At 72.4% G+C, this 11,789-nt stretch carries 12 protein-coding genes; 9 read left to right on the forward strand and 3 right to left on the reverse strand.

The genetic code is table 11. The features are described 5' to 3' along the window. Positions 1 to 21 precede the first annotated feature (21 nt). The 4 genes from ACNKF0_RS02695 to ACNKF0_RS02710 are packed head-to-tail and all read left to right on the forward strand — an operon-like array spanning position 22 to position 3,308. Entirely contained in the window at positions 22 to 1,584 is a 1,563-nt protein-coding gene (locus ACNKF0_RS02695) for a class I adenylate-forming enzyme family protein (RefSeq protein ID WP_299929512.1), read from the forward strand. Continuing rightward, positions 1,581 to 1,823 carry a glutaredoxin family protein gene (locus tag ACNKF0_RS02700; protein WP_416955541.1) on the forward strand — a complete coding sequence of 81 codons (243 nt, stop codon included), beginning with the start codon at positions 1,581 to 1,583 and terminating at the stop codon, positions 1,821 to 1,823. The genes ACNKF0_RS02695 and ACNKF0_RS02700 overlap by 4 nt, the downstream gene beginning before the upstream one ends. Before the next feature lie 56 nt (positions 1,824 to 1,879). Beyond that, positions 1,880 to 2,848: an LLM class flavin-dependent oxidoreductase gene (locus ACNKF0_RS02705; protein WP_416955543.1), complete on the forward strand. Its 969-nt coding sequence runs from the start codon at positions 1,880 to 1,882 to the stop codon at positions 2,846 to 2,848. Positions 2,849 to 2,903: 55 nt separating this feature from the next. After that, on the forward strand, positions 2,904 to 3,308 hold the full coding sequence (locus tag ACNKF0_RS02710) for an NUDIX domain-containing protein (protein WP_416955545.1): 405 nt from the start codon (positions 2,904 to 2,906) through the stop codon (positions 3,306 to 3,308). Positions 3,309 to 3,619: 311 nt separating this feature from the next. Here ACNKF0_RS02710 and ACNKF0_RS02715 read toward each other — a convergent pair whose 3' ends face one another. The 3 genes from ACNKF0_RS02715 to ACNKF0_RS02725 all read right to left on the reverse strand — a co-directional run bounded on the left by ACNKF0_RS02715 (position 3,620) and on the right by ACNKF0_RS02725 (position 5,704). Continuing rightward, a complete protein-coding gene (locus ACNKF0_RS02715) occupies positions 3,620 to 3,748 on the reverse strand; it encodes a hypothetical protein (RefSeq protein ID WP_416955547.1) in 129 nt (42 codons plus the stop codon). A 51-nt stretch (positions 3,749 to 3,799) separates the two neighbouring features. Next, the gene (locus ACNKF0_RS02720) at positions 3,800 to 4,030 is read right to left on the reverse strand and encodes a hypothetical protein (RefSeq protein WP_416955549.1); all 231 of its coding nucleotides are present in this window, start codon (positions 4,028 to 4,030) and stop codon (positions 3,800 to 3,802) included. A gap of 246 nt (positions 4,031 to 4,276) precedes the next feature. Beyond that, entirely contained in the window at positions 4,277 to 5,704 is a 1,428-nt protein-coding gene (locus ACNKF0_RS02725; RefSeq protein WP_416955551.1) for a DUF222 domain-containing protein, read from the reverse strand. A gap of 455 nt (positions 5,705 to 6,159) precedes the next feature. Here ACNKF0_RS02725 and ACNKF0_RS02730 point away from each other — a divergent pair, with 455 nt between their 5' ends. From ACNKF0_RS02730 to hemB, 5 genes are all read left to right on the forward strand, one after another. Then, positions 6,160 to 6,834 (forward strand): redox-sensing transcriptional repressor Rex, encoded by a 675-nt coding sequence (locus ACNKF0_RS02730; protein WP_416955553.1) that lies wholly within the window; start codon positions 6,160 to 6,162, stop codon positions 6,832 to 6,834. After that, the gene (locus ACNKF0_RS02735) at positions 6,831 to 8,120 is read left to right on the forward strand and encodes a glutamyl-tRNA reductase (protein ID WP_416955555.1); all 1,290 of its coding nucleotides are present in this window, start codon (positions 6,831 to 6,833) and stop codon (positions 8,118 to 8,120) included. The genes ACNKF0_RS02730 and ACNKF0_RS02735 overlap by 4 nt, the downstream gene beginning before the upstream one ends. Continuing rightward, on the forward strand, positions 8,117 to 9,058 hold the full coding sequence (gene hemC, locus ACNKF0_RS02740; protein WP_416955557.1) for a hydroxymethylbilane synthase: 942 nt from the start codon (positions 8,117 to 8,119) through the stop codon (positions 9,056 to 9,058). Before ACNKF0_RS02735 ends, hemC begins: the two co-directional genes overlap by 4 nt. Next, complete coding sequence (locus ACNKF0_RS02745) at positions 9,055 to 10,707, forward strand: uroporphyrinogen-III synthase (protein WP_416955559.1); 1,653 nt, start codon at positions 9,055 to 9,057, stop codon at positions 10,705 to 10,707. The genes hemC and ACNKF0_RS02745 overlap by 4 nt, the downstream gene beginning before the upstream one ends. 120 nt (positions 10,708 to 10,827) lie before the next feature. Further along, positions 10,828 to 11,748 carry a porphobilinogen synthase gene (gene hemB, locus ACNKF0_RS02750; RefSeq protein ID WP_416958405.1) on the forward strand — a complete coding sequence of 307 codons (921 nt, stop codon included), beginning with the start codon at positions 10,828 to 10,830 and terminating at the stop codon, positions 11,746 to 11,748. The last annotated feature ends 41 nt before the right edge of the window (positions 11,749 to 11,789 follow it).

Raw genomic sequence — 11,789 nt, forward strand, 5'->3', positions numbered from 1 at the left:
TAGCTGTGGAAGGATCGACGCATGCCGCGCAACGACATCTCCGCGTTGGTGGCCGAGGCTGCCGACGACGTCCCCGACCGGCAGGCCCTCGTCGAGAGCGGCGGTCGCTCGCTCACGTGGTCCCGGCTGGAGGACGAGGTGGCTCGCCTCGCGACCGGTCTCGGGACGCACGGCATCCGGGCCGGGCAGCGGGTGATGATCGCCGTCGGCAACCGCATCGAGTTCGTCACGACCTACCTCGGCGTGCTCCGCGCCCAGGTCGTCGCCGTCCCGGTCAACCCGCGCTCCACGGCCGGCGAGCTCGCCCGGATGGTCGCCGACTCGGGCACACAGCTGGTGGTGACCGACGAGACCGCGCTCGACGCCGTACGTGCGGCGCTGGCCGAGCTCGACCCCGACGTCGCCCGGCCGACGGTCGTCGTGACCGGGGCCGCGCCCGGTGAGGGCGAGCTCGCCCTCGACGACCTCCGCGCGGACGTCGTACGCCCGGTGCCGCCGCTGCCCGATCCCGAGAAGCTCGCCGCCCTCCTCTACACGAGCGGCACCTCGGGCCGACCCCGCGCCGCGATGCTCAGCCACCGCGCGCTCCTGGCCAACATCGAGCAGGTGGCGGCCGTCGAGCCGCCGATGATGCACGGCGACGACGTCGTGCTCGGCGTGCTGCCGCTCTTCCACGTCTACGGCCTCAATGCGGTGCTCGGCGGCGTCCTGCGGCACCGGGCGCGGCTGCTGCTGGTCGAGCAGTTCGACCCGCAGGCGGTGCTCGACCTCATCGACGACGAGGCCTGCAGCGTCGTGCCGATCGCGCCGCCCGTCTTCGCCCACTGGCTGCCGGACGAGCACCTGCGCGAGCGGCTCGGGCCGGTCCGGCTCGTGCTGTCGGGATCGGCGCCGCTGGAGCCCGAGGTCATCGAGGAGTTCACCTCGATCACCGGCATCCCCGTCCACCAGGGCTACGGCCTCACCGAGGCGTCGCCGGTCGTCACGAGCACGCTCTGCAGCCGCGAGCCGCGGGCGGGGTCCGTCGGGGCGGCGCTGCCCGGCATCGAGCTGCGGCTCGTCGACGAGACGTGGGGCCAGGTCGAGGGGGAGGACCCCGGCCAGATCCAGGTGCGCGGCGACAACCTCTTCAGCGGCTACTGGCCCGACGGTGCGGACGGTCCCGACGCCGACGGCTGGTACGGCACCGGTGACGTCGGCTTCCTCGACGCGAGCGGAGACCTGTTCCTCGTCGACCGGGTCAAGGAGCTCATCATCGTCAGCGGCTTCAACGTCTACCCCAGCGAGGTGGAGGACGTGCTCCGCGAGGTCGACGGGGTCGACGAGGCCGCCGTCATCGGGGTGCCCGACGAGGCGACCGGCGAGGCGGTCGTGGCGTACGTCGTCCCGGTCGGCGGTGTCGCCCACGCGCGCACCCACCTCGAGGACGCGGTGCGAGCGCACGCCGTCGTCCGGCTGGCCCGCTTCAAGCAGCCGAGCCGCATCGAGGTCGTCGACGAGCTCCCGTTCACCGTGACCGGCAAGGTGCAGAAGGGCCGGCTGCGCGGCCTCGAGCGACGTCGGGTGCAGGGGCTCCTCGGATGAGCGACGCCCGCGTCACGCTCTACACCCGCCCGGGCTGCCACCTCTGCGAGGCGGCCCGCGAGGTCGTCTCCCGCGTGTGCGACGACGTGGGGGAGTCCTTCGACGAGGTCGACATCACCACCGACGACGAGCTCGAGGACCGCTTCGGCGAGGACATCCCGGTGACCTTCGTCGACGGCAGGCAGCACGACTTCTGGCGCGTCGACGAGGCCCGGCTGCGGGCCGCTCTCGGGGTGTGACGGGCACGTCGTCGGTGTCGGGGATGCCGATGGTGCCGTGACGTGTTGGGCAAGGAGTGAGGCTCTCCCTGCTCGACCGTTCGAGGACGCGCGTCGGTGCGCCCGACGCCGACGCCGTCGAGGCGACCGTGGCCAGGGCGGTGCATGCGGAGCAGGTCGGGTACGACCGGTTCTGGGTCGCCGAGCACCATGCCGTCCCCGGGATCGCCTCCGGTGCGCCCGCCGTCCTGCTGGCCGCGATCGGCGCCCGCACCGACCGCATCCGGATCGGGTCGGGCGGGGTGATGCTGCCGCTGCACCAGCCCCTGGTGGTCGCTGGGCAGTTCCTCGTGCTCGAGGCACTCCACCCCGGTCGGGTCGACCTGGGCCTCGGCCGTTCCCTCGGCTTCACGCCGCCGGTGCGCCGCGCCCTGCGCCGCGACCACGACGACGGTGACACCTTCGAGGACGACCTCGTCGAGCTGCGCGGCTACCTCGAGGGCACCGCCGACGTGACCGCCCGTCCTGCCACCGGTCGCCCGGTGCCGATGCACCTGCTCGCGACCGGGCGTGGGCTGGAGGTCGCGGCACGTCTCGGGCTCCCCGTGGTCGTGGGCGGCCCGATCCTCGACTCCGACGAGCTCCCCGACGCGCTGGCTCTCTACCGTCGGTCGTTCGTCCCGCACGGGGGGAGCGCGCCGCGGGTGACGATCTCCCTCGACGTGGTCCTCGCCGACGACGACGTGACCGCGCGCGAGCTGGCCCTGCCCGAGGCCTGGGCGATGGCGGTGTCCCGCCAGACGGGCGAGTTCCCGCCGCTGGAGTCGGTCGCCGCGATCCGCGCCGCGACGTGGTCGAGCCAGGTACGCCGCCGGGTCGAGGCCTCGCGGGACCGCGCGGTCGCGGGCAGCCCGACGACGGTACGCCGGCGCCTCGAGTCCCTCGCCGAGCGCACCGGGGCCGACGAGCTGCTGGCCAGCACCTCGACCCACGACCGCGACGCCCTGCTCGCCTCGGACCGGATGCTGGGCGAGGTCGTGGGCTGACGTTTAGGTCGACTCGGGCGGGTTCGCTGTCGCAGGCACGTGCTTGGCTGCTCGGATGCTCGGAGTGGTCGTCGGCGCCCTGGTCCGGGAGGACCGCGTCCTCCTCGTGCACCGGAGCCCGAGCAAGCGTGCGCACCCGGGCAGGTGGGACCTGCCGGGTGGGGTCGTCGAGGAAGGCGAGACGGAGATGGGCGCGCTCGCGCGGGAGCTGCGCGAGGAACTGGGTGTCCAGGTCACGACGGGCTCGACGTCCCACCTGTGCCGGGTGACCGTCCGACCTGCCGGTGAGCCCGTGCTGCTGAGTGCCTGGCTCGTGCGCGACTGGACCGGGGTGCCCACCAACGTTGCTCCCGAGGAGCACGACGACCTCCGCTGGTTCGGTCTCGCGGCGATGCCGTTCCTGCCGTACGAAGCGGTGCAGGCCGCGCTGGTGGGGGCAGTGCAGAACGACCTCGCCTGAGGTCCAGGACGCCTGGGTAGGGCCGAGGCGCCGCGGCGCCTGGACCGAGCCTCGCCAGGCGCCGGTCCGGGTCGATGGAACAAGCAGCCGAGTCCGCATGGGGGTTCCCCATGACCATGGGGACCACGTACACGGTCACGTGCCGCGGTGCGGGCGAGGATGGGCGCTTCGCGGTCGCGCAAGGCGCTGCTGTGCCCGAGGCCATCTTCATCGCGGCGGGCTCACTGGGTCTCATCATGTCTGGGATGGGGGGTCTCCTCGCCTTCCGTCAGCGGCAGAGACGATGAACGAGCCCCGTGCGCCTCGGCCGGTCAGACGCCGTGCGTCCCGGCCAGGGCGTCCAGCACGAGGTACACGATGACCGCCAGGGTCACCATGGCGACGACCAGCCACAGCCACCACGGCCGTCGAGGGGATGGGCTCACCGGGTCCTGGTCCATGTCCGCTCCTCTCTGCCACCGGGTCACCGTCATCCGGCTAGATGCCTGGACTCAGTGTCCGCCGAGGGCCTCACCGACGGCGAAGGCCACGACGACGACGAACGTGAGGGACGCGAGCACGACCACGAGCACCGAGCGCTCCTTCTCGCGGAAGATGGCCAGGCCCGAGGTGACGAGCGAGGCGAAGGCGAGCCCGATGATGGCGATGCCTGTGGCAATGCTCAGCGCCCGCGGCAAGTACGAGATGAGGAGCCATACAGGAAGCACCAGGTAGAGCACCACGGGGAGCAGGAGCCAATAGCGCGCGACGGCCCATCGGGGTGCGAGGTAGGGCGTACATCTCGATTCCTCCTGTCCGGGCCGACCGGTCCGCTTCGTGGTGTCCCGAGACCTGGCTAAAGCCAATCGCGGGCTCGGTCGGCGCTGCAGAGTCCGAGGTCACCAGATGGCCGGGACATGCTTGCCGTGCATGGAACGTGACGTGCCTGTGGCCCCGTCACCGGGTGGGTGGCGGGGTGTGGGGCGGGGTCATCGTCGGCGGGGACGCGGTACGCCGGGTGGGTCGATCGCTGTCGTGCCGGTGTGGTCGCGGCGGTAGCGGTGCCCGTGCGGAGAGGTCCACTCGAACACTCCGGGTGCGACCATGTCGTAGCGCCAGGCGGTGAAGGTCTTGAGTCGGTGGTGGCCGCGGCACAGGGCGGCGAGGTTGTCGGTCTGGGTCGGCCCGGGCTGGGGTCTGCCCTCGGCTTCGGCGTCGGGGTCGTGGGGGATGACGTGGTCGATGTCGCACCTGCGTGCGGGTCGGGTGCATCGGGGGAACACGCAGGTCTTGTCTCGGAGGATGACCTGCTCGCGGATCCGGTCGGGGATCTTGTAGGCGTCGGTGGCCAGCTGGGTGTTGAGGTCGATGACGGGCTTGATGGTGACCTTGGTGCGGGTGTCGGCGCACCAGGAGCGGACCTGGTCTAGCAGGACGAGCCGCTGACCCTCCTCGAGCCGACCGGTGGGACCGAACACGGTCTGTTCGCCGACCGTGGAGGCGTCGAAGTGGGCGTTGAAGTGGGCGTGGAGGACGACCTCGCGTGCGGCGGGGAGCCGGTCGTCGCTCTCGGTCTTCGCGACGGTGCCTGCGCCCGTGGTGTGGAGGTCGAGGGCGGTCTGGGTGCGGGCGAGGTCACCCAGCGCCTTGGCGCGGCGCACGTTGAGCGACTCGGTGGACCCGAGCGCGGCCTGGGTCGCGGCGCCCTGGGCCAGGACCCGGTCGAGGTCGATCGCATCAGCCATGTCGATCTCGGCCTCGAGGCGCATGGTGCCGGCGAAGTGGACCTCCTGGGTGTCGATGGTGACGTGGCGCGGGTCGACGTGCAGGTAGCCGTCCTCGGGATCGGCGGCCGGGTCAGGCTCGGCGAGGTCGAAGCGCTTGATCGCCTCCGCGACGAGCCGGTCTAGCTGCGCGGGGCCGACCTTCCCGGCCACCGCAGCAACCTGGCTGTCGACGAACCCGGCCGCCTCCCGGGTCAACGACGGGGAGGAGTGGATGGTGGTCTCCGCGACTGAGCGGGCCTTCCACGCCGGCACCCGGCCGGCGTGGACCAGGTCCCACAACCGCGGCAGGCGGTGCCGCAGCTCCAGGGCCTGGCCGATGAACTTCTTCGCCGCAACCGTCGAGACTCCGAGGACGCCGCCGAGCTCAGCGACGCAGAACTCCGCCACCAACGGGCACCCCTCACCGGCAATGGGCTCCTCGTGCTCATGACCGGCAGACGGGACGGAGAAGGTGGCGGCGTCGTGGATCGACTCGGGCGGGTGCAGGTCCGCCCACTGCGCAGCGAGCATCAGTTGGTCGGCGGCGGCCTGGTTCTCGACCAACCGCGCCGAGCGGATCGAAGCGAGCAGGTCGGACGCGGCGAGGTCCTCCACCCCACCTGCCACCCGGTCCGCCACCGATTCGCTCATGTGTTCGATTGTATCCGTCGGCTCCGACACTGGCCCCGGCGCGAACGGGACCTGTGGACACCCCCGCCGGCACGCCGTTCCTGGTCTCGAGACGGGACTCCGTCCCTCCTCGACCAACGGAGCGGGCGGGTCTCGAGACGGGACTCCGTCCCTCCTCGACCAACGGAGCGGGCGGGTCTCGAGACGGGACTTCGTCCCTCCTCGACCAACGGAGCGGGCGGGTCTCGTGACGGGACTTCGTCCCTCCTCGACCAGCGGGGGCAGAGATCGCGACCCGAGGAGGACGAACGCCCTCCTGTATGCCCTGCGGCACGCCTGATGCAAGTCGAGGGACCCCCGCTTCGGGTGGGTCTTCTCACATGTGCTAGCCGGCATTTCTCCCGTTTTGTTCTCCCGTTCACAAACTCCTACAGTGGCGAAGTCACGCGAGATTCGCGGACTGGAAAGAAGCAGCTGTGACCGCACGGACCCCCGACTCTGCCCGGGACATTCCCGAGGCAACCGTCGCTCGGCTTCCCGTGTACCTGCGTGCCCTGACAGGCCTGGCCGAGGGCGGCACCACGACGTGCTCGAGCGAGGAGCTGGCCGCGTCGGCCGGAGTCAACAGCGCCAAGCTCCGCAAGGACCTCTCCTACCTCGGCAGCTACGGCACGCGCGGCGTCGGCTACGACGTGGAGTACCTCCGCTACCAGATCGCCCGCGAGATCGGCGTGACACAGGACTGGCCGGTCGTCATCGTCGGCATCGGAAACCTCGGCCACGCCCTCGCCAACTACTCGGGCTTCCGGAGCCGCGGCTTCCGGGTGGTGGCGCTCCTCGACGCCGACCCCGACCGCCACGACGAGGTCGTCGCCGGTCTCGACGTCCGCTCCTTCGAGGACCTCGAGTCGATCGTGACCGAGGACGCCGTCGCCATCGGCGTGATCGCGACGCCGGCCGTCGCCGCCCAGTCCGTCGCCGACCGCATGGTCGCCGCCGGCATCACCAGCATCCTCAACTTCGCCCCGACCGTCCTGACCGTGCCGGAGGGCGTCGACGTACGGAAGGTGGACCTCTCCATCGAGCTGCAGATCCTCGCCTACCACGAGCAGCGCAAGTCGGGTCTCCCCACGACGGAGGTGACGGCATGAGCGTCCTCGTCGTCGGCATCTCCCACAAGTCCGCCCCGGTCGATCTGCTCGAGAAGCTCGCGCTCGACGGCGAGGGCGCCACCAAGCTCATCCAGGACGTGATGGGTGGCGAGCACGTCTCCGAGGCGACGGCGATCGTCACCTGCAACCGCCTCGAGGTCTACGCCGAGGTCGACCGCTTCCACGGAAGCGTCGAGGACCTCTCCGGCCTCCTCGTCGCCCGTGCGGAGCAGTCCACCGAGACCCTGCTGCCGCACCTCTACGTCCACTACGACGAGGGCGCGGTCTCCCACCTCTTCCAGGTCGCCGCGGGCCTCGACTCGATGGTCGTCGGCGAGGGCCAGATCCTCGGCCAGACCCGCGAGGCGCTGCGCGTCGGCCAGGAGCACGGCACCGTCGGTCCGGCGCTCAACACCCTCTTCCAGCAGGCGCTGCGCGTCGGCAAGCGGGCCCACGCCGAGACCGACATCGACCGTGCGGCCCCGTCGCTGGTCACCGCCGCCCTCGAGCGCAGCTCGGTCCCCGTCGACGGCGCCACGGCCCTCGTCATCGGCGCCGGCGCGATGGCCTCCCTTGCGGTCGCCCACCTGTCGCGCAACGGCGCCGCCAGCATCTCCGTGCTCAACCGCACGGCCGCCCGGGCGGAGCGGCTCGCACTCGAGTACGCCGCCACCTCGGTGCCGCTCGAGCAGCTGGTCGACGAGCTCGCCACCGCCGACATCGTCATCTCCTGCACCGGCGCCCCCGAGCCCCTGGTCCGCCTGGCCGACGTCGTCACCGCGCGGGGCAGCAGCGACCGGCCGCTGAGCGTGATCGACCTCGCGCTGCCGCACGACGTCGACCCGTCGCTGGCCGACCTGCCGGGCGTCGAGCTGATCAACCTCGCCGGCCTCGCCGACGAGCTGCGCGGCCTCGAGGCCACCGCGGGCGTCGACGACGTACGCACCATCGTCGGGCAGGAGATCAGCGCCTTCCTGGCCGTACGTCGCCAGGCGAGCGTGACGCCCACCGTGGTCGCCCTGCGCTCGATGGCCACCGCGGTGGTCGACACCGAGATGGAGCGCCTCGCCACGCGCCTGCCGGGTCTCGACGAGGCCACCCGTGCAGAGGTCCTCCACACCGTGCGCCGGGTCGCCGACAAGCTGCTCCACGAGCCGACCGTCCGCGTCAAGGAGCTGGCCGACGCCGAGCCGGCCGTCTCCTACACCGCCGCGCTGGCCGAGCTCTTCCGCCTCGACACCGACGCGGTCGACGCCATCTCCCGCGCCGAGGGAGGGCAGCCATGAGCACCCTTCGCCTCGGCACCCGCGCCTCCGCACTGGCCACCACCCAGTCCGGGCTCGTCGCCGACCTCGTCCGCGAGCGCCTCGGCCGCGAGGTCGAGCTCGTCGAGATCTCGACCGAGGGCGACCGCAGCGCCGCCCCCCTCGCCCAGATGGGCGGCACCGGCGTCTTCGTCAGCGCGTTGCGCGACGCGCTCCTCGACGGCCGGGTCGACTTCGCGGTGCACTCCCTCAAGGACCTGCCCACGACGCCCGCCGAGGGCATCGCGCTGGCCGCGGTCCCGCTGCGCGAGGACCCGCGCGACGCCGTGGTGGCCCGCGACGGCCTGACGCTGGGCGAGCTGCCGGTGGGCAGCCGCCTCGGCACCGGCTCGCCGCGCCGCGTCAGCCAGCTCGCCGCGCTCGGCCTCGGCCTGGAGCTGCACGGCATCCGCGGCAACGTCGACACCCGGATCCGCAAGGTCCGCAACGGCGAGGTCGACGCCGTCGTCCTGGCCCGGGCCGGACTGGCCCGCCTCGGTCGTCTCGACGAGGTCACCGAGGTCCTCGACCCCCTCCAGATGCTTCCCGCGCCCGGCCAGGGCGCCCTCGCCATCGAGTGCCGCTCCGGCGACACCGACCTGGTGGCGGCGCTGGCCCGGCTCGACGACCCCGCCACCCGCGCCGCGGTCACGGCCGAGCGCGCGGTCCTGTCCACCCTCGAGGCCGGCTGCTCGGCCCCGCTGGGTGCCCTGGCCGAGGTCGTGGAGGGGGAGGACGGCGAGGAGCTGTGGCTGCGCGCCGTCGCCCTGTCGGAGGACGGCGGCCTCTCGGTGCGGATGAGCACCACCGGCCCCGTCGCCGAGGCCGCACAGATCGGAACACGCCTCGCGGGCGACATGCTCGCCGAGGGAGCAGCAGACCTGATGGAAGCACCACCAGTGAGGAATCAGCACGCATGACGCGAGTACAGACCCCCCAGGCCAGCACCGCGCCCACCCCGGCCCAGGGCTGGGTGTCGTTCGTCGGCAGTGGACCCGGTGACCCGGGCCTGCTGACGGTGCGAGCCGTGGAGCTCCTCCAGGGTGCCGAGGTGATCGTGACCGAGGCCCCCGACCACGTTGCCCTGGTCCGCTCGGTCCTCGGCCTCGTCGAGGGCCCCGACGGCTTCGAGGGAGGCCCCGAGATCGTCGACGGCGGCTTCGGCGAGGACGGCCAGCCCCTGACCCACGCGGCCCGCGCCAAGGTCGTCGTACGCCACGGCAAGAAGCAGCGTGTCGTCCGCCTGATGACCGGCGACCCGTTCCTCTACGCCTCCGGCCCCGAGGAGGCGCAGGCCTGCGTCAAGGCCGGCGTCGGCTTCGAGGTCGTGCCGGGCGTCTCCTCGGTGAGCGCGGTCCCGGCCTATGCCGGCATCCCGCTGACCACCAAGCGCCACAAGGAGATGGCCGTCGTCACCTGCGGCGACAAGGTCGACTGGAGCGCCTACGCCGACGACCGCACGCTGGTCCTGCTCTCCGGCGTCGGCAGCATCGGCGAGACCGCAGCCGCGCTGGTCGAGGCCGGTCGCTCGCCCGAGACGCCCGTCGCGATGACCCGCGTCGGCACCACGACCGAGCAGCAGACCCTCGTCTCCACGCTGGCCGACATCGCGGCCGACGCCCGCGCTGCGCGCATCGCGCCGCCGGCGATCACCGTCATCGGCGACGTCGTCGACCTGCGCCAGACGCTGTCGTGGTTCGAGACCAAGCCGCTCTTCGGCTGGCGCGCGCTGGTGCCCCGCACCAAGGAGCAGGCCGGCTCGCTGTCGCGCCGCCTGCGCGAGTACGGCGCCGTGCCCGAGGAGGTGCCGACCATCTCGGTCGAGCCGCCGCGCAACCCGCTCCAGATGGACAAGGCCGTCCGCGGCCTCGTCGAGGGCCGCTACGAGTGGATCGCCTTCACCTCGGTCAACGCGGTCAAGGCCGTGCGCGAGAAGTTCGAGGAGTACGGCCTCGACGCGCGCGCGTTCTCCGGCCTGAAGATCGCCGCGGTCGGCGACAAGACCGCCCAGGCGATCGCCGACTGGGGCCTGCGCGCCGACCTCGTCCCCTCCGGTGAGCAGTCCGCCGCCGGCCTGCTCGCGGACTGGCCGCCCTACGACGAGGTGCTCGACCCGATCAACCGGGTCTTCCTGCCCCGCGCCGACATCGCGACGGAGAACCTCGTCGCCGGCCTGGTCGACCTCGGCTGGGAGTGCGACGACGTCACGGCCTACCGCACGGTGCGCGCCACGCCGCCGCCGGCGCCGGTCCGCGACGCCATCAAGACCGGCAGGTTCGACGCGGTCGTCTTCACCTCGTCCTCGACGGTCCGCAACCTCGTCGGCATCGCCGGCAAGCCGCACCCGTCGACGATCATCGCCGTCATCGGCCCGCAGACGGCCAAGACCGCCGAGGAGCACGGCCTCCGGGTCGACGTGCTGGCCCCGACGCCCGACGTGGAGGTCCTCGTCGACGCCCTCGCCGACTTCGGTGCCTCGCGACGCCTCGCGATGATCGAGGCCGGCGAGCAGGTGACCCGCCCGAGCGAGCGCACCGCCTCGGGCCGTCGCAAGGCCCGCGCCAAGTAGCAGCCCGCACCCGATGCCGGGTGGACGCTGGGGAAGGATGGAGGAGTGACCGAGGAGACGCACGTCCAGGGACCGACCATCCGACCCCGGCGGCTGCGGCGCACTCCCGCGCTGCGCCGCATGGTCGCCGAGACCCACGTGGTGCCCAGCTCGCTGGTCCTGCCGGTCTTCATCCGGGAGGGCCTCGCCGAGCCACACCCGATCTCGTCGATGCCCGGCGTCGTCCAGCACTCCCGCGACTCGCTCAGGCGGGCCGTCACCGAGGCCGCCGAGCTCGGCCTCGGCGGGGTGATGGTCTTCGGCATCCCCGAGCACAAGGACGCCACCGGTTCCGGCGCGATCGACCCGGCCGGCGTGCTCAACCTCGCCATCACCGACGTCGTCGCCGAGGTGGGTGACCAGCTCACGGTGATGTCGGACCTGTGCCTCGACGAGTTCACCGACCACGGCCACTGCGGCCTGCTCACGCCCGACGGCGAGGTCGACAACGACCAGACGCTGGCGGCGTACGCCGACATGGCGCTCGCCCAGGCCGCGGCCGGCGTCGACATGGTCGGCCCCAGCGGCATGATGGACGGCCAGGTCGCCGTGGTGCGCAAGGCGCTCGACGCCGCCGGGCACTCCCACGTGTCGGTGCTGGCCTACTCGGCGAAGTACGCCTCCGCCTTCTTCGGCCCCTTCCGCGAGGCCGTCGACTCCTCGCTCGTCGGTGACCGCCGCACCTACCAGCAGGACCCCGCGAACGCCCTCGAGGGCGTCCGCGAGGTGCTGCTCGACGTCGCCGAGGGCGCCGACATCGTCATGGTGAAGCCGGCCCTGCCCTACCTCGACGTCGTACGCCGGGTGCGGGACGCCGTCGACGTGCCGGTCGCGGCCTACAACGTCTCCGGCGAGTACGCCATGCTCGAGGCCGCCGCGGCCAACGGCTGGATCGACCGGGAGGCCGCCATCATGGAGACCCTCACCTCGATCCGCCGCGCCGGCGCCGACGTGATCCTCACCTACTGGGCCTCCGAGGCCGCCCGCCTGCTGCGCGCCTGACGGCCTCGCTGCCCGCCCCCCGCGCAGCGTCATACGAAGGC

It is taken from the genome of Nocardioides sp. T5 (assembly GCF_048161455.1).
Classification (GTDB): domain Bacteria; phylum Actinomycetota; class Actinomycetes; order Propionibacteriales; family Nocardioidaceae; genus Nocardioides.